The sequence below is a fragment of the Veillonella sp. 3627 genome (genome assembly GCF_003992195.1).
Taxonomy (GTDB): domain Bacteria; phylum Bacillota; class Negativicutes; order Veillonellales; family Veillonellaceae; genus F0422.
In genome coordinates this window covers 17,482-36,837 of record NZ_RQVG01000001.1, presented here as the reverse complement: position 1 = coordinate 36,837, position 19,356 = coordinate 17,482, and the positions used below count along the sequence as shown (strand labels likewise).

Sequence of the window (19,356 nt, the reverse complement as noted above, 5' to 3'; positions counted from 1 at the left end):
ACAAAGTGATGCCTATAAAATCAAAATAATAACAAATATAAAGAGGAAAGGATTGCACATAGCAAATCCTTTCCTCTTTTTCTTATCTATAAAATTTCAAATATTATAAAATTCTCTTGCCTTTATATATTTAAAGCACTATATCTGTCAAGTACAAAACTATTCATTAAGACAGTAACTCTTCTGCTACAATTAATGCCTCTAATTCTTCTAATGCACGTTGCGCAATTAATGCATTTTTTTCTTTTTTCTTACGTACTTTAGCTCCCCAAGGTTCCATGATACCAAAATTTACATTCATTGGTTGGAAATTTGAACCTTCATAAGCACTAATATAATGGCTTAACCCACCAAGAGCCGTTGTTTTAGGGAATGTAACAAATTCTTTGCCATGCAACATACGCGCCACTTGGATAGCTACCATCATACCTGCAGCTGCTGATTCTAGATACCCTTCCACACCTGTCATTTGACCAGCAAAAAACAATCGTGCATTAGATTGTAGTTGGAATGCTTGGTTCAACAGTTCTGGAGAGTTAATATATGTGTTACGATGCATGACACCATAGCGAATAAATTCAGCATTCTCTAACCCTGGAATCATTTGGAATACTCGTTTTTGTTCACCCCATTTTAAATGCGTTTGAAAGCCTACTAAGTTGTACATAGTAGCTTCTTTATTTTCCTTGCGCAACTGCACTACTGCATGCCACTCAATATTGTTCCGTGGATCTACAAGGCCAACCGGTTTCAAAGGTCCATAACGCAATGTATCTACTCCTCGAGATGCCATAATTTCTACCGGCATACATCCTTCAAAATAGATTTCTTTTTCAAAATCTTTTGGTTGTACTACATCGGCTGTAGTTAATGCTTCATAGAAAGCATCATATTCTTCTTTCGTCATAGGGCAGTTTAAATAATCTGCATCCCCTTTATCATACCGTGAGGCTGCAAATACTTTATCGTAATTCAAAGACTCTGCTGTTACAATCGGCGCTGCCGCATCATAGAAATAAAAATCTTTAGAACCAGTTAACTCTTTAATCTTAGTCCCTAATGCTTCTGATGTGAGTGGACCACTTGCAAAAATAACAATACCTTCTTCTGGAATCTCTGTCACTTCTTCATGAATCACTGTGATTAAAGGGTGTTCTTTAATACGTTCTGTGACCCTTTTGCTAAAAGCATGACGATCTACAGCCAAGGCACCACCTGCTGGAACTTGAGTAGCATCGGCAGATTCCATGATTAAAGAGTCTAAACGACGCATTTCTTCTTTCAAAAGCCCCACTGCATTTTCTATCGTATTCGCACGCAAAGAGTTAGAGCATACTAACTCTGCAAATTGATCTGTATGATGAGCCGGTGAAGACACTTTGGGACGCATTTCATATAAGTGCACAGGGATACCACGCTTAGCCAGTTGATAGGCTGCCTCAGAGCCAGCAAGACCAGCTCCAATAATAGTTACAAAATCTTTCATTCTTTATCTTCTTTCTTTGTTCTAGGTTTACGTTTTGGCCTTGTTTCACAGTCAGGATTGGAACAAAACTCTTTTTTATTTCCATTTTTATATACTTTTTCAGCCATTAAGCTACCACAAACGGGACAAGTTTTATCAATAGGTTTATCCCACATTGTAAAATCACAAGATGGATACCCTTCACAACCATAAAAAACACGACCTCTCTTGGATTTACGTTCTAAAATCTCATGAGATTTACATTTAGGACATGTCACTCCCGTGCTAACTGTAATGGACTTAATATTTCGACAATCTGGAAAGTTAGAACATGCTAAATATTTACCATAAGGTCCTAGTTTATAGACCATATCATGTCCACATTTTTCACAAAGGATACCACTCTTTTCTGCCTCCAGTTCTATCTTCTCAGCCGATTCAGCTGTGTATAATTCCTTCTCAAAACTATCATAAAATGAATGGATAACAGCTTCGTAGAAGTTAGTCCCTTGTGCAATATGGTCTAAATCTTCCTCCATAGAGGCAGTAAATTTCGTATTAATGAACTTTTCAAAATGAGTTGTTAAAAATTCCACCACGGCAAATCCTAAATCAGTAGGAATAAATTGTTTATCCTTACGCTCCACATAATTCCGTTTTAAGATCGTATCAATAGTAGCTGCATACGTACTTGGCCGACCAATTCCCTGTTCTTCTAATACTTTGATAAGACCTGCCTCAGAATAACGGCTTGGAGGTTGCGTAAAATGCTGTATACCATCCATAGAGATAGGCATAATAGCTTGCCCTTCCTCTAGGGCTGGCAGTATATGGTCATCCTCTTTTTTAGCGTCTTCATAGACTTCTGTAAAACCTTTAAATAATACACGATTCCCTGAAGACTTCAATGTATACTCATCTACATGAAATTGCATAGTTATAGTTTCACTTTTCTGTGGAGCCATTTGACTCGCTAAAAATCGATTCCAAATCAAGGTATATAATTTTAACTCATCACTAGATAGATAGGACGCTACCGCTTTAGGTGGTAATTCCAACATGGTAGGACGAATCGCTTCATGCGCATCTTGAGCATTCGCCTTCGCTCCAAATACATTTGGTTTACTCGGATAAAACTCCTTCCCAAAGGTCTTGAGAATATAGGCTTTAGCCGCTTCTTGCATTTCCTTTGATACCCGAGTGGAATCTGTACGCATATAGGTAATTAAACCTACATGACCATAGCCCCCAATTTCTTTACCTTCATATAAATGTTGTGCTGCAGACATAATGCGTTTTGCATTCATATTCAGTTTGCGTACACCTTCTTGTTGCATCGTTGACGTCGTAAATGGAGCTGGTGCTTTGCGACTACGTTGTTTTGATTGTACAGAACTAACTACACTTTCACGGTCACGAATAACACGTAACACTTCATTACTTTCTATCTCATTAGAAATCGTTAGCTTTTCATCACCTTTGTGTGTCACTACCACATCAAATTGTTCATTCTTAGCTGTTTGATACACGCCTTCAATAGTCCAATATTCTTCTGGAATAAATGCTTGAATTTCTCGTTCCCGATCGCAGATAATGCGTACCGCTACAGATTGAACACGTCCAGCACTAAGTCCTTTGCAAATCTTTTTCCACAGCAAAGGGCTTAATTTATAACCTACAATACGGTCCAATACACGACGAGCCTGTTGAGCATCCACCATATGCATATCAATCGGTCTAGGTGTTGCCATCGCCTCTTGAATAGCATGCTTGGTAATCTCATTGAAAGTCACTCGACATGGTGTAGTACCATCTATATTTAAAATATGTGCTAAATGCCAAGAGATGGCTTCTCCTTCACGGTCAGGGTCAGTTGCCAGATACACAGCCTTCGCCTTATCTGCTTCTTTGCGCAAATCTTCAATAACAGCCTTTCTACCTGGTACATTCAAATATCTAGGTAAAAAACCATTAGTTATAGATACACCCATTTGCATTTTAGGTAAATCCCTTAAATGGCCCATGCTAGCTTTTACCACATAATCATCACCTAAAAATTTTTCAATGGTCTTTGACTTTGCTGGTGATTCCACGATGATTAAAGTTTTTCCATCTTTTTTGAAAGTCCGTTTATGCTCTATTTCAATCGGTTCCGGACGCATGACCAAAGGTCTAGACTCTGGTGCTTTGGCGCTTGATTTGACAGCTTCTTTTGTATCTTTGTCTTTTTTCTTCTCCCCTGTAACGAAGGATCTAGTAATGGCCAAAAATCTTCCTCCTCTAAGTATGTAGCACGTACCCCTGCGGGGTATGTGTAATCATTTGTTTTAGCTCTAATTGTAACAGCAATGTATGAAGATTTGATAAAGACAATTGCGTGGTATGTACAAGTTCTTCAATCGTTGTATTTCCACCAGGATTCATGGCCTTCAACACACTTTGTTCTTCTTCATTCACTATGTTTACTTTATTACTATCCATGTTACTATACTTTGCGACTTTTTGCCAACCATATTCACGCAATACTTGTTCAGGATCTGTTAATACCGTAGCTCCTTGTTGAATAAGCCAATGATTTCCATCACAAGTATGCGTCAATACATTACCAGGTATGGTAAATACATCTCTCCCTTCATTAATCGCCATATCAGCAGTAATCAACGATCCGCTACTAGCTTTTGCTTCCACCACAATAGTGCCTCTCGTCATACCGCTGATAATTCGATTTCGTGAAGGAAAGTGATGACTCTTTGCTTGCATATGCGGTCCATATTCTGATAATAGCAATCCATCTTTTTCTAAAATTTCTAAAAATAAATTCCGGTTTGTTCTTGGATAGGTTACATTTAAACCGCAGCCCATAACAGCAATCGTTGGAGTTTGTCCTTGCAAGGCCCCTTCATGGCTAGCACGATCAATCCCCATGGCGCCTCCACTAACAACAATAATGCCTAAATTAGATAAAGCCCGTCCAAAGTGTCTAGCTACTTGTACACCATAGGTAGAGCACTTTCTAGCGCCTACCATCGCCAAAGAACGATCCGTATGTTGCAACACTTCTATATTTCCACGTCCATACAACACTCGGGGACTATTATAAATTTCTAGTAAAGATTTGGGATAGTATGGAGATTCCCAAGTAATCACTTCTATATGATAACGCTCTAAATCTTCTTCTAATTGTAATAGAAAGCTTTCATTGATAGGACGGCGAATTTCATCAAATAATTCATATTTACAACCCAATGATGGTTCCACATTGTGATGTAACACATGATGCCAAGCTTCTTTGGCACTTTCGTAATAGGTAAATAAATTACCTAAGCTTGCATTCCCTAATCCCACTACATGTTGGAGAGCACTCGCATAAATTTCGTCTTTCATTTACAATCCCTCCTGTACCTGCCGATAACTCAAAGCTTCTGCCACATGGTCTGTTAAAATCACCTCAGATTCTGCTAAATCAGCGATTGTTCTTGCCACTTTGATAATGCGGTCATAGCTACGTAAACTCAAATGTAATGTAGTAAAAGCTGAATCTAGCAATTCTTTAGCTTGCTTAGAAAGTTTCACATACATTTCTATATCACTATGACTTAAATGTGAGTTCACCCCAATATTCGTTCCTTTATATCTTTCAGTTTGCATAGATCTAGCACGGATAACACGGCTACGTACTTGCGCTGTACTAACTTTATCCTTAGGGGCATATATCTCTGTTAAAGTAGGTCTTTCTACGGGTACTACTAGATCCATTCTATCCAAAATAGGTCCTGATAACACTCGTTGGTATCTTTGAATTTGCGTAGCTGTACAAGTACATCGATGATCCTCTTCCGTTCCAAACCATCCACATGGACATGGATTCATAGCCATGACAACAATACAATCACTGGGATAGGTAGTTGCCATTCCAATCCGTGCAATATGTACTTGTCGTTCTTCTAAGGGCTGTCTCAGAACCTCTATGACAGGCCTACGAAATTCTGGTGCTTCATCCAAAAATAAAACGCCTTTATGTGCCAAGGTAATTTCTCCTGGTTTTGGCGGTTGTCCTCCTCCCGACATAGCCACTAATGTACTCGTATGATGAGGACTGCGAAATGGTCGTTGTTCCATTAATCGGCCACTTTTTAATAAACCCATTACACTATAAATACGGCTTACCTCTAATTGCTCCTCCCGCGAAAGGGGAGGCAATAAAAACGGCAATCGTTTAGCTAACATGGTTTTTCCCGAACCCGGAGGTCCTGTCATCAGTAAATGATGACCACCAGCAGCAGATATTTCTAAGGCCCGTTTTGCCATTACTTGCCCTTTTACATCTTGTAAATCTAGTATTTCCGCACTATATTTTGATGGCACTATAGCTATCTGTGCACATAGATTTTCTTTCTTTTCAGGATGCTCTAATACTTCCACAACTGCAGCTAATGTAGATACTCCATATACAGGTATAGAGGACCCACTAATAGCCTCTTCATGATTTCCTATAGGCACAATAATATCTTCTACCATAGAAAGATAATTATTGTCATTCCCTAACTCTTGATTTGTCACTCCCATCACCATAGATAACATTCCCATCACTGGTTGTAAAGAACCATCTAACGATAATTCTCCTATAAATATATGGTGATTCCAATGTATAACCTCCTTTTTCTTGTGTTTTCCCGATTCATGAGCGGCTAAAATTCCCATGGCAATGGCTAAATCTAAAGAAGACCCATCTTTACGAATATGGGCAGGTGCTAGATTGACCACAATTCTCTTCATAGGAAAGTCAAAGCCCCCATTTTTGATAGCCGATCGCACTCTCTCCTTTGCCTCTTTCACAGAGGTCGCTGGTAATCCAACAATATCAAAGCTTGGTAAACCTGGGCTAATATCTACTTCTACGGTCACCACATATCCATCAATACCACTCACACATACTCCATAGGTTTTTGCATACATGATACTCCTCCTATCTTATAAATGACATGCTTTCATATGCCGTAATTTAGAATCTCCCACTTGAGGCACATATACTTCTATGACATCAAATCGTATAGATTCATACTCTATATCACGGGTTGTCAAAAACATAGATATGACATGACGTATGTGTTGTTTCTTTTTCCAATGCACCGCCTCACAGGGCATTCCATAGGTTTGGGTCCGTCTTGTTTTCACCTCTACTACAATGAGCATATTTTCTTTTTTAGCGATAATATCTACTTCACCAAATCGATAGCGTATATTTCGTTCCAATACATCATAGTCTTGGCTTTTCAAATAGTTGGTAGCTAGGTCTTCACCGTATCTTCCTAATTCAATATGGTTCATAGGCACCTCCTTAGTTCTACATTACTTTCATTATGAAAGAATGTAAACCGTACAACCCACACTGTTAGGAGTGTGCTATACCAAGAGTGTTATAATCCATATACAATTATCGATATGCAAAAAAGCATCCTCATAGAATACTCTATAAGAATGCTTTTATAAGTAATATAATATTATAACTATTTTCAAACAATGGAATCGCTATGGGCAGAGATATCTTTATAGGTATCCTAAGCATGTATAACCTAAACGATATACTAACACTTAGATTTCTTCTACAGGCTTACCTGCCACAATCGATTTGATAGGTTCAAAACTATGACGATGTAAGGGCGTAATGCCAAGGTCTTTTATGGCCTGCTTATGTACATCTGTATAATATCCTTTATGGATCGCAAACCCAAATCCTGGATACTCTTCGTCCATAGATTCCATGAAGCGGTCCCGTGTTACCTTTGCTACAATGGAAGCAGCCGCAATAGATGCACTTTTAGAGTCTCCTTTAATCAAAGATTCTACAGGTATCGTTAACTCTGGTAATTTCATCGCATCCGATAATACAGCCTCTGCCTGTACTGGTAAATTACGAATCGCCTCATACATAGCTTGTCGTGTAGCTTCATAAATATTGAGTGTATCAATGACTTCTGCCTCATAGGACACACAGTGTACCGCTACTGCTACCTCCATGATTTGATCAAACAAGACATCTCGCTTTTCTGGCGTTAGTTTTTTGGAATCGTTCAACCCTACTAGCTTACAATGAGGTGGTAAGATAACGGCTGCTACTGTCACAGGACCTGCAATAGGACCTCTACCCACTTCATCTACACCAGCTACTAAAAATTTTCCTTCTTCATAAAAACTATCTTCATAGGCGTACATAGCTTCCAAACGTTGTTGCTCTTCTAAGACTTTTTTCTGCTTTCGTAAATACACACCAGCTGCGTGTTTCACGGATTCACGAGAATCTTCTAATGCCCATTGTATATAATCAAAAGGGCATTCACCTTGCAGTAGATTTTTAATATCTTTAACTTTAAGTTCCTGAAACTCACTCTTCGTCAACATAGTACGGCTCCTCATCGACGCCATCAAAGGTAATGTATCCCAATTTATTATTTCTGTAATCCGTCAAAATCACACGGCGCACCTTGTCATAATCTACGACGCCACCGCTTACCAAACAACCACGACGACGACCAATAGCCTCTAACATGGTATCTACGGATGTACGCTCTTCTTCCGTCAATTTATAACGCTCATGCAATAATGTCGGTTTATGCTCTTCTAAATATGCCAACAACTGCTTGATAACAGAATCTAAATCATACACATCGTCGGAAATAGCTCCTGTCATCGCTAACCGAGCTGCTGCTCGTTGGTCTTCAAACTTAGGCCATAATACACCTGGTGTATCTAATAGTTCAAGATTTTTACCTACTTTAACCCATTGTTGACCCCGTGTATGACCCGGTTTATTGGCAGTTCTTGTCGCTGCAGAACCAGCTAGTTTATTAATTAATGTAGATTTACCTACATTGGGTATCCCTAGAATCATAGTGCGCACTGTACGACCTTTGATTCCTTTTTTTAGCCATCTATCGATGATGGGCTGTGCTAAGGATTCTACGGTTTTCACGAGTTGCTTATTTCCTTTACCATTTTTAGAATCAATAGCAATAGCATGAATACCTTCGTTTTTGAAAAATTCAATCCATTCTTTTGTAGCTTTTGGATTTGCCAAATCGCATTTATTTAAAATCACTACATGCGGTTTATCTCCGATCAATTCTCGGATCACAGGGTTGGCACTACTGCGAGGAATGCGTGCATCTAGTAATTCGATAACCACATCTACTTTCTTTTTATGTTCCGTAATCATGCGTGTGGCTTTTGCCATATGGCCTGGGAACCACTGTACGACTGGAAAAATTTCTTGACTCATATTTCACCTACTCGTCTATTATCTATATCATATGCTCATTTTACTGTTATTTTTTCTGCTAATCTAATATCTTTTATGACATACTACTATCAAACTATATACATTTTATGAAAGTATATAAAATTGACTATCAAGTAGCAAACTCCCATCTATGATTTCATAACTAATATGCCCTACTATTTAGCAGTTTCTAAAGGAAATAAAAAAAGGCTAGCCATAGACTTACGTCTCATGGCTAACCCTTTTAAATTAGCGTTTTTCGCGAATACGAGCAGCTTTACCAGTAAGGTTACGTAAGTAGTACAATTTAGCACGACGAACGATACCGCGACGAGTTACTTCGATTTTTGCTAGACGTGGGCTGTGAAGTGGGAATACACGTTCAACACCAACGCCAGAAGCGATACGACGAACTGTGAAAGTTTCACGAACGGAACCACCTTGACGGTTGATTACTAAACCTTCGAAAACCTGAATACGTTCACGGCTACCTTCCACAACTTTTACGTGTACTTTTACAGTATCACCAGCGCGGAACTCAGGAATGTCAGAGCGAAGCTGTTCTTTTTCTAATACATCAATAATATTCACGATTTTTTCCTCCTATTTTGCAGACGTTCATTACTTACACCTTATAAGCAGAGGACCATCTCAAATTAACAGTATTATTTTATCATAAATAAAAGTTTTTATGCAAGAGGGAAATGTAAAATTTATTTTATCTTCCCCTCTACATATTGTCGCAATCGTTCGATACGTTTTTCTGTAGCTGGATGTGTGCTATAGAGTTTGCTAATGAGCCCACTTTCACCAGTTTCAACTGTATAGTTGCGTAAGGTAATCAATGCATTATGGAGTTCAGCGCCTAAGCCGATTTCATAAGCATATTTATCTGCCCGATATTCGGCTCGTCTACCTGTGAATAAGTCAATAATGATCAAAGGCGCCTTAATGACCCACTGCATAAATAGAATTTGTAAAACTACGAGAAGATAAAAAATCTGCACAATGAATGTAATTATCGGTAGTCGCAAATATTGAATCCATAATATGACACGCGCAAATAGTTCGTACACACGAATGCACATTTGTCCCAAATAGTTCATATAGAAACAAGAAAATCCGTAGGCCCCATCTTTATGATGAATATGTCCCATTTCGTGAGCCACTATGCCCAATAATTCATCATATGGCAACTGTATGATAGCCCCCGTATTAATACAAATTCGATTATGCCCCATTGCAAAAGCATTGATAGAATCATCATTTTTGATAAACCAGTCGAATTGCGACATATCGATGCCCGTATGGTTTTGTATATCCTTCTGAATCATCTGCAGAATCTCTATCTCTTGCCCTAGAGGACGACGTCCCCCATAGAGCCACATCGTAATGCGATGAAACCAAGGAATTTGCGCTAGTGCCGCCACAAGTAACACAGATGTACCTGCTACGGCATAGCTAATATTTTCCAGGTTAATACGCACATGAAAGAGGTCCATCGCTTTCATCAGAAAAGGATGATCAATAGGACCAAAGATAACTTGGTACATGTACAGAATACTGCCAATGATAAATACATTCGCAAAAAATGTGAGTACTGTAATAATCATAAGATTTTATTTCAATTTACCTAAGTTACTTACTTCGTAAGTCATACGTAATAATTGAAGACGATTTTGCTTCACTGCTTCGTCTTTATCCATAACCATAACATGTTCAAAGAATGTTTCAATATATGGCACCAAGGATTCTGCCAAACTTACAGCTTTCACATAGTCACCTGCCTCTAAGGCATTACGATTTGTTGTATATACCGGCAATGCCGCTTTGTACAAGGCTTGTTCAGAATCTTCTTTTAACAAGGATTCGTCAACGCCTGTGAAAGTCACATCTTTTACCATATTAAAAATACGTGTGTAAGCCTGCATTAATGGTTCGTTTTCATCAATACGGTTTGCTGTTAAGGCTTGTCCTAAACCTTCTGCTAGAGCAACTGTGACAGTCTCTTGGCTCAATACGATATCTACCACTTGATATGGCATGCCTTGTTCTAACAAGATATTTTTCAAGCGAAGGATGAAGAAGTTTTCTAATTGACCTAGTAATTCTTCTTGTTTTTCACTAGCCACGCCTAATAATTCCATTGCTTTTACCCAGATTGGACGCATGGATAAAGACCATTTGCTATCCATCAAGATGTTGATGATACCGATTGTTTGGCGGCGCAATGCATATGGATCTTGGGAACCTGTAGGGATTAAACCACGGCTGAACGTAGCTACAATGGTATCTACTTTATCTACGATACTCAAAATACGTCCTGCATCGGTAGTTGGTAAGATATCCCCTGCAAAACGAGGCAAATATTGTTCAAAAATTGCTTCCCCTACAGCTGGTGTTTCGCCATCTAGTAAAGCATATTCTTTACCCATAATGCCCTGTAATTCAGTAAATTCACTCACCATACCTGTCGTTAAGTCAGTTTTAGCAAGATGAGTAGCTCGTTCTAAGGTAGCTGTATCTGCAAATCCTACTTCCTTCGCTAACGCAGCACCTAATGTAAGTAGACGTTCTGTTTTATCTTTCAAATTGCCCAAACCTTCTTGGAAGACAATTTTTGTCAATGCTTCATAACGACCTGCTAATGGCGTTTTACGGTCTTCGTTAAAGAAGAACTTCGCATCGTCTAAACGAGCACGAAGTACACGTTCATTACCGGCTGCTACCACATCCAAAGATTTGCTATCGCCGTTGCGAACAGTTAAAAACATAGGAAGTAATGTTCCTTTGCCATCCACCATTGGAAAATAGCGTTGATGGTCTTTCATTGGTGTAATGATGCAATCTGATGGCAAAGTTAAGTAGCTTTCATCAAAAGTACCACAAAGTGCTGTTGGATATTCTACTAGGAAAGTAACTTCATCTAATAAATCCTCATCCCACACCACAGTAGCCCCTTTAGTGGCTGCTAGTTCTGTTAATTGTTTACGGATTGTTTCACGGCGTACGTCTTGGTCGATCATAATGAAGTTTTTAGTTAGTGTATCTAAGTAATCTTTTGGTTCTGTTATGGTCAATTCAGATTCACCTAAGAAACGATGTCCACGGCTTACATTTGTACTTGTTACATTAGCAAATGTCACTGGTACTACGTCTTGACCAAATAATGCCACCAACCAACGTACTGGACGAACGAAACGTTCTTCTAAATCGCCCCAATGCATGGATTTAGGGAAACTTAAACCTGTAATCAAGGATGGTAATACGTCAGATAAAACTTCTTTTGTATCTAAACCAGCTGTCGTTGTATCAGCAAAGATATATCCATCTACTACTTTCAATTCAGATACATCTAATCCTTTACCACGAGCAAAACCGATAGCTGCTTTTGTAGCATTTCCATCAGCATCATAGGCAATGGATACAGATGGACCTTTATGAGTTTCGTGAACATCTTCACCACGTTCTGCTACGTCATTGATGAGTAATGCAACACGGCGAGGTGTGGCATACACTTTCACAGCCCCATGTGGAATGTGACGCTCTGCCAATGCAGCTATTGCTAATTCACCTAATTGTTTAATAATATTTGGCAAAAATCCTGCAGGAATTTCTTCTGCCCCAATTTCAAAGAGTAAATCCTTAGCCATCTTATTTATCTCCTTTCAACAATGGGAAACCAAGTTCTTCTCGTTTCGCCAAATAATTTTGTGCACAAATACGAGCCATGTTACGAACACGACCGATGAAAGCTGTTCTTTCAGAAATAGAAATAGCACCACGTGCATCTAGCAAGTTGAATGTATGGGAACATTTCAACACATAATCGTAAGCCGGCAATACAAAACCTAATTGACATACACGTGTAGCCTCTGCTTCGTACATGTCGAACAATTTGAACAACATATCTGTATCTGCTAATTCAAAGCTGTACGTAGATTGCTCTACTTCGTTAGCATGCCATACATCACCATATGTATATTGTTCGTTCCATTGTAAGTCATACACATTTTCTACGCCTTGAATGTACATAGCCAAACGTTCTAAGCCATATGTAATTTCAACGGATACAGGTTTCACGTCGATAGATCCTACTTGTTGGAAATAGGTAAACTGCGTTACTTCCATACCGTCTAACCATACTTCCCAACCAAGACCCCAAGCGCCTAATGTTGGAGATTCCCAGTTATCTTCTACGAAACGGATATCATGATCTTCTGCATGAATGCCAAGAGCAGCCAAACTTTGCAAGTATAATTCTTGAATATTGTCTGGAGAAGGTTTGATGATAACTTGGAATTGATGATGTTGGAATAAACGGTTTGGATTGTCACCATAACGTCCGTCTGCTGGACGGCGGGATGGTTCTACATAACATACAGACCAAGGTTCAGGCCCTAAAGCATGTAAAAATGTGGCAGGGTTCATCGTACCCGCCCCTTTTTCAATGTCATATGGTTGTTGTAAAATACAACCTTGTTCACCCCAGAAGTTTTGGAGTGTAAAAATCATCTCTTGAAATGTCATTTCCATTCCTCCTTATGTTTTACAGGGAATAAAAAAGTCCCTGCAACGAAAATCGCTACAGGGACGAGATATACCCGCGGTTCCACCCTAATTGGCTAATGCCCTCTTTTAAAAAATAGCCTTTACTAATTGTCCATACCTAGTATGGTACAACGTTCCTGCCCATGCTCCACAGCGCCTTCTACTCATTTGTGAGCTTTCACCGTCCTCACTCGCTAACGGGAGTATACTCCTCTGCTTCATCACTTATGTATATATACTATTGTATGGATAAAAGGGATTAGTGTCAAGGTGTATCCTCTTAATCAGCGATGTAAGTTCTTAATTACTTTTACTATCCCCCTATTCCACAATAGTCTAGGAATATGTTCTGTATATTATTTTTCCAAGAACATTTTACACCATTCCATGTTCTCTATCCACATAGCAGTTTCATATTCAATGTCTTCCATTTCTGTGATGGCTGAGATCACCGCAATACCGTCCACTGGTTCCGCTAAGACATCATCAAAGTTATCTCGATTAATGCCACCAATAGCCACCATAGGAATAGTTGGATTATGAGCACGTAAAGCTAAAATTAATTCGGGCCCTCGCACAGTTTTGGCATCTTTCTTTGTACTTGTCGCATACATAGGACCTACGCCGATATAATCCACATAGTCCAACTTTGTGTTCTCTAACTCTTCTACAGAGTTAATAGACGTCCCCACAAGGGCGTGAGGCAATCGTTTGCGTACTTCGTCAAGGTCCATATCGTCTTGTCCCACATGGACGCCATCAGCGCCTATCTTTTCAGCTAATTCTACATCATCATTAATGATGAAAGGAACTCCATATTCCTTACAAATGTGTTGCAACTCTCGTGCCAACTGTTCTTTTTCCTCCCCTACAAGAGCTCCTTCTCCTTTTTCACGAAGTTGAAAGCAAGTAATACCGCCTTTACAAGCTTCTGTAAGGGTCTTGTGAATATCCTTCGTATTCGGTGTTCCACAAATGAAGTACAACCCCATCATGGAGCGCACTGTATCTATATCATGATGTTTCAAAATAATCCTCGTTTCTTATCTAACAACCAAAACAGATTACTTATAGTATACCACGACACTAAGTATGGTTGATATGATATGGATCATACCTATATTACTCAGAATATTCATCCCCATAGGCCATATGATTCACTGGCCCATTGCCTGTGCCCAGTCCCGGATTATGCAAAATAGCTAATCGGATATATTCTTTACCAATCGTAATAGCATCTTCCAAGGATTTCCCTTTGGCAAGTTCTGCTGTTATAACAGCAGAGAATGTACAACCTGTGCCATGGGTGTGTACTGTGTCATATTTAGGACTTGTCCAAGAGCGTCGCATGGACATGGTATCTTTTGTAAACAAGTAATCTGTGGCCTCATCTCCGATGTGACCACCTTTGATGATCACCGCTTGAGGGCCTAATTCTTGTAAAATGCGAATCCCTGCTGTATGCAAAGCTTCTACCGTATCAATTTTCATATCTGCCAGTACTTCGGCTTCACTGCGGTTCGGTGTAATCAAAGTCGCTTTCGGAATCAATTTGCTTTGTAAGGCTTTCACCGCCTCATCGGAAATCAATCGATCCCCACTGGTGGCAATCATCACAGGGTCTAACACATACGGTACTTTTGGATCTATGTAGGTTCCGATTAGTTCCATCATCTCTGCTGTGGCTAACATACCCGTTTTCACTGCTTCTGGAACAATATCTGTAAATACGGCTTGCAATTGTGCTGCAATCATAGAAAGGTCCATGTGTGCAATTTGCGTCACACCTCTTGTGTTTTGTGCCACCACGGATGTAATAACAGCCATCCCATAGACATGACGACTTTGAAAGCTTTTTAAGTCCGCCATCACCCCTGCACCACCTGTTGGATCTGTTCCTGCAATCGTTAATGCTCTATGTAATTTCATAGGAGTCTCCTTTACTAGTAACAAAAAAGAACCAATCCTAGGGACGGTTCTTATACAATATCTAGTATTTGATGCCATCCACTTTCCTCCGCCAGCATTATCTGGTTCAGGTCTAGGGTTTTGACACTCATCAATCTCAGCATAAGCACCCCTAGTGGTTCTTATATTAATTTAGTTATAACATGAAATATGCTCCAATGCAATACAATAAATTACAGCTAAGCTACTTTCACTAGAAGATATTCCCTCTCAATATAGATATTCATATATCCTATGTATTTCATATAATACATTACATTCACCTATACATTCCTATTGACGTAGTATCATTCAATTCGTATAATACATCTATAAGGGGTGCTCACTGAAGTGGGCTGAGAAGTAGCTACGTGCTACTAACCCATAACCTGATTTGGATAATGCCAACGTAGGGATATATTAGCATATTTTTGTAGTACCTATACAAACACATAAGGACACATTACCATATGGTTCCTGTTTGCAATACTTGGTCTCTTAAGAATATCTATCATCTACAGGCTAATCGTTTCAGATTAGTCTTTTTTGTTCCCACTGGCATAGTTAGGAGTATTCATGAGTGATTCAAAACTTTCATCATCACGGTTGTCCCTCATTTGGTTCGGCGCCGCTCTTTCCATTGCGGAAATTATGACGGGCACCTATTTTGCGCCCCTAGGATTTTCTGACGGCCTATTGGCCATCATCATCGGTCACGTCATCGGCTGCTTGTTATTATTTGGTGCAGGACTCATCGGCGCTCGTGAACACATGAGTTCTATGCAAACTGTATCCACTGTCTTTGGCAATGGGGGCATGAAATTATTTTCTATTTTAAACGTTCTACAACTGATTGGTTGGACCGGTATTATGATTTATGACGGTGCTCTTGGTGCCGTAGAGTTATGGAATCTACCATTCACTGCGTGGACTTTCATTATCGGGGCCCTCATCATTGTATGGCTCTTCATTGGTATCCGTAACATGGGGTATATCAACAGCATCATGGGCTACGGCTTAGGTATCCTCTGCATCTATTTGTTAATTAGCTTGTTACAAGAAAGTTCCATTCATAGCCAAGGAATCATCACTGATGAAATGACTTTCACAGCGGCTTTGGAATTATCCATTGCTATGCCATTGTCTTGGCTACCATTGATTAGTGATTATACTCGATTATCCAAGAACCCTGTGGCAGGTACTGCATCTAGTGCCATCGTATACGGCGTAACTAGTTCTGTCATGTATGTATTAGGCCTCGCTGCGGCCCTCTATACAAATGAAAGCAACATTGCAAAGGTTCTACTTCATGCTGGCTTAGGATTTGGTGGGTTAATTATCATCGTATTCTCTACTGTCACAACTACTTTTATGGATGCCTTATCTGCTGGTATTTCCTCTGAAAGCTTGCAGACTAAATATTCTGGTCGTACCATCGGTATTATCGTTACCGTCATCGGCACCATCGGTGCATCCATCTATCCAATGGATAATATCATTCCTTTCTTATATATGATTGGATCCGTATTTGCCCCAATGATTGCTATTTTATTAACTCACTATTTCTTATTACGTCATTGTCCACACCTTGACCATGGACCTAGCTTGTATATCATTTGTTGGGCATCTGGTACTTATATGTACCATCAATTCCTTGACAGCAACCCATTCTTAGGGGCTAGCCTATCTACTATCGTAGGAACAGCATTAGCAACCATTGCAACGGCCTATATCATTAGCCTAATTTCTAAAAAGAAAAAAGAAATATAACCGCTTACTATACTATTTAGTGCGTATATAAGCACTCATTATTTCATTATACACTTTACAATAACTTCACAAATCAAAACAGGAGCATTCCTTCTATGAAAGGTAGCTCCTGTTTTCATTTTAATATATTAATTATATCATCGTCTCTAAAAACTCAATGCTATGCAATGTATATCCTAGTTGATATGTCAAAAGTTTTCGCAATAGAATTTCTAATTGATCCCATTGATTCGCAGTAAGACGTAAAGGCTTTGTAGGAATCCAATCATAGTTCAAAAGCATTGTTATCCCTTGTTGTAGCTCTTGTTTCACTACATACTGACAGGCTTCATAGATTTCATCGCAAAGACTTGCCATTACCTCAGGGTCTTCACAATGTTGCCCTTGTGGCACAAATCCCGCTAGACTTAACATATGCCACCCCAGCACAATAGAACCTAAGCGAATGGGTTTATCCTGTATAGATTGTAAAAATCGACTCATGTTCGTATATACACTGCGGTCTAATTTACCTTTTTCAAATAAAGCACTTACCAGTTCACCGCTAAAAGTAGCATAGGAAATATCTTCTAAACTTTCATAATCGCGTGTAGAAATCCCATCTATCTGGATAATATCGTACATGTCTCCATTAGGTGCTACTGTCAAATATAAACAGCTTAAAGGTTGTAAATACGCTCCTTCTTTATAGTTAGCTTTACGTTTATGAGGAACAGAACAAAGTATAATACCTTCTAACTTCGTGAGAAATGCATAGATACTATAGTATTTTCGTTTTTTACGCCACAGTACGATGGCTTCACTAGTAAACGTATTTGCTTTCATTTACAATTCCTCATACTTAACAGTATATTACTACTAATTCAGCAATACATGTATCATCCTTGTATATACTCTTAATATTCTTCTACATATACATACTCTATATAGTATACAAAAACTTAAAATCTACATGATTCTTGCATACAGTATCTATTAATTTGATTCATCATCTATATTTTCTTCAACAGGCACTGGCACGGCATACACACGTTCAATACGGTATCCTTGCATTTCTGTGACTGTGAAAGTATATCCATCTACAATGATGACGTCACCAATGGCAGGTGTTCGCTCTAACATACCGAAAATAACACCACCAATAGTATCTTCGTCCACATCACCAAAGGAAATATCCAATAGATCTTCTACCTCATCCACCAGCACTTTACCGGCAAAGTTATAAGTTCCATTAGGATTTTGAACAATGGCAGGCAAGTCACGTTCGTGCTCATCTTGAATATCCCCAACCAGTTCTTCTAGGATATCTTCTAAACCTACTAAGCCAACCATACCCCCGTATTCATCCACCACAATAGCTTGATAAATACGACGTGTCCGCATGTGTTGTAATAGAACAGATAACTTCATCACTTCTGGAATGATAAGAATATTACGACGTATGGAACGTAAATCTTTACTCGCCTCTTCACGGCGTTCCATTAAATCCTTAATATGCACAAGGCCGATAATATGATCTTTATCTTCTAAACACAATGGATATCTTGTGTGGCTTGTAGACGATACAATATGCATGGTTTCTTCAAAACTATCTTGGGTATATACACACACCACATCTTGTCGAGGAATCATAACTTCTTTCGCAATGCGATCCACAAAATCGAATACATTATCGATAAGCTCACCTTCCACATGGTCAATTTCACCTTGTTGATGACTACGGCTTACCAAGGCACGGATTTCTTCTTCTGTATGCACTAGATCGATTTCTGTACGATAGGGAGCTTTGAAAGCTTTCAGTACTGTATTACCAATTTGTTCCGCAAGATATACAAAAGGAATTACAACTTTTCCAGCTAACCGAACAATGGTCACTGTAGTCCCTACATAGCGTTCAGGGAAGGATAATGCCAGCCCTTTGGGAATAATTTCACCAAATATGAGCACTACTACAGCAAATAATGCTAATACAATCCATTCTACTATAATGGCATATGTGGCATCATACACTCCTAAATAATGTAATACCACATCAGTCCCATCTTCTAAATAGCGTCCTACATAGACTGCTAAAACGACTATAAAGAAGAGAATAAAGAAAGTGGATGTATTCATAAACCGTTCTGGCCGTTGGTATAATTCACGTAATTCTTCTTTTTTTCCATCACTCAAGGAGTCCATATCTTCTAGATGTTCTTCTCGTAAACGAGCAAAGGAGAATTTACTGATAACAAACAAACTAATGATTAAAATACAAAAGATGGCAAATAGAATCATGCCACCCGTGACGGGGGTATCGATATAAATCAGTCCTTTCTATATACACTATTTTAACAATGCCATACTC

16 protein-coding genes and 2 riboswitches are annotated in these 19,356 nt (G+C 39.1%); of the genes, 1 reads left to right on the top strand and 15 read right to left on the bottom strand.

Annotated features, from left to right (window positions below; all coding sequences use genetic code 11):
* Positions 1-166: 166 nt before the first annotated feature.
* From trmFO to thiD, 13 genes are all read right to left on the bottom strand, one after another.
* Positions 167-1,486 (bottom strand): methylenetetrahydrofolate--tRNA-(uracil(54)-C(5))-methyltransferase (FADH(2)-oxidizing) TrmFO, encoded by a 1,320-nt coding sequence (gene trmFO / locus EO114_RS00145; RefSeq protein ID WP_127060739.1) that lies wholly within the window; start codon positions 1,484-1,486, stop codon positions 167-169.
* Entirely contained in the window at positions 1,483-3,732 is a 2,250-nt protein-coding gene (gene topA, locus EO114_RS00140; RefSeq protein WP_370447295.1) for a type I DNA topoisomerase, read from the bottom strand. Before topA ends, trmFO begins: the two co-directional genes overlap by 4 nt.
* Before the next feature lie 13 nt (positions 3,733-3,745).
* A complete protein-coding gene (gene dprA / locus EO114_RS00135; RefSeq protein WP_009354026.1) occupies positions 3,746-4,849 on the bottom strand; it encodes a DNA-processing protein DprA in 1,104 nt (367 codons plus the stop codon).
* A complete protein-coding gene (locus tag EO114_RS00130) occupies positions 4,850-6,421 on the bottom strand; it encodes a YifB family Mg chelatase-like AAA ATPase (RefSeq protein WP_127060736.1) in 1,572 nt (523 codons plus the stop codon).
* 15 nt (positions 6,422-6,436) lie between these two features.
* On the bottom strand, positions 6,437-6,793 hold the full coding sequence (locus EO114_RS00125) for a YraN family protein (RefSeq protein WP_009354041.1): 357 nt from the start codon (positions 6,791-6,793) through the stop codon (positions 6,437-6,439).
* 264 nt (positions 6,794-7,057) lie between these two features.
* The gene (locus EO114_RS00120; protein ID WP_127061087.1) at positions 7,058-7,861 is read right to left on the bottom strand and encodes a ribonuclease HII; all 804 of its coding nucleotides are present in this window, start codon (positions 7,859-7,861) and stop codon (positions 7,058-7,060) included.
* Positions 7,848-8,741, bottom strand: coding sequence for a ribosome biogenesis GTPase YlqF (gene ylqF, locus EO114_RS00115; RefSeq protein WP_127060734.1), 894 nt, complete (start codon positions 8,739-8,741; stop codon positions 7,848-7,850). Before ylqF ends, EO114_RS00120 begins: the two co-directional genes overlap by 14 nt.
* A gap of 249 nt (positions 8,742-8,990) precedes the next feature.
* Positions 8,991-9,332, bottom strand: a complete 342-nt coding sequence (rplS, locus tag EO114_RS00110) for a 50S ribosomal protein L19 (RefSeq protein WP_009354025.1) — start codon at positions 9,330-9,332, stop codon at positions 8,991-8,993.
* A 122-nt stretch (positions 9,333-9,454) separates the two neighbouring features.
* On the bottom strand, positions 9,455-10,354 hold the full coding sequence (locus EO114_RS00105) for a zinc metalloprotease HtpX (RefSeq protein WP_127060731.1): 900 nt from the start codon (positions 10,352-10,354) through the stop codon (positions 9,455-9,457).
* A 6-nt stretch (positions 10,355-10,360) separates the two neighbouring features.
* The gene (gene glyS / locus EO114_RS00100; RefSeq protein WP_127060729.1) at positions 10,361-12,394 is read right to left on the bottom strand and encodes a glycine--tRNA ligase subunit beta; all 2,034 of its coding nucleotides are present in this window, start codon (positions 12,392-12,394) and stop codon (positions 10,361-10,363) included.
* A 1-nt stretch (position 12,395) separates the two neighbouring features.
* Positions 12,396-13,271: a glycine--tRNA ligase subunit alpha gene (gene glyQ, locus EO114_RS00095; protein ID WP_009354040.1), complete on the bottom strand. Its 876-nt coding sequence runs from the start codon at positions 13,269-13,271 to the stop codon at positions 12,396-12,398.
* Between the two features lie 377 nt (positions 13,272-13,648).
* On the bottom strand, positions 13,649-14,320 hold the full coding sequence (gene thiE / locus EO114_RS00090) for a thiamine phosphate synthase (RefSeq protein ID WP_206168654.1): 672 nt from the start codon (positions 14,318-14,320) through the stop codon (positions 13,649-13,651).
* A gap of 94 nt (positions 14,321-14,414) precedes the next feature.
* A complete protein-coding gene (thiD, locus tag EO114_RS00085; RefSeq protein ID WP_127060726.1) occupies positions 14,415-15,221 on the bottom strand; it encodes a bifunctional hydroxymethylpyrimidine kinase/phosphomethylpyrimidine kinase in 807 nt (268 codons plus the stop codon).
* Positions 15,222-15,287: 66 nt separating this feature from the next.
* Positions 15,288-15,384: riboswitch (TPP riboswitch) on the bottom strand.
* A gap of 180 nt (positions 15,385-15,564) precedes the next feature.
* A riboswitch (TPP riboswitch) is annotated at positions 15,565-15,672 on the top strand.
* 143 nt (positions 15,673-15,815) lie between these two features.
* Between thiD and cytX the strand changes: the two genes are divergently transcribed.
* Positions 15,816-17,009 (top strand): putative hydroxymethylpyrimidine transporter CytX, encoded by a 1,194-nt coding sequence (gene cytX, locus EO114_RS00080; RefSeq protein ID WP_127060723.1) that lies wholly within the window; start codon positions 15,816-15,818, stop codon positions 17,007-17,009.
* Between the two features lie 132 nt (positions 17,010-17,141).
* Here the strand turns inward: cytX and EO114_RS00075 are convergent, their stop codons facing one another.
* Both EO114_RS00075 and EO114_RS00070 read right to left on the bottom strand, forming a co-directional pair.
* Positions 17,142-17,834: a DNA repair protein RecO gene (locus tag EO114_RS00075; RefSeq protein ID WP_009354037.1), complete on the bottom strand. Its 693-nt coding sequence runs from the start codon at positions 17,832-17,834 to the stop codon at positions 17,142-17,144.
* Positions 17,835-17,984: 150 nt separating this feature from the next.
* Positions 17,985-19,286 carry a hemolysin family protein gene (locus EO114_RS00070; protein WP_127060720.1) on the bottom strand — a complete coding sequence of 434 codons (1,302 nt, stop codon included), beginning with the start codon at positions 19,284-19,286 and terminating at the stop codon, positions 17,985-17,987.
* Between the last annotated feature and the right edge of the window lie 70 nt (positions 19,287-19,356).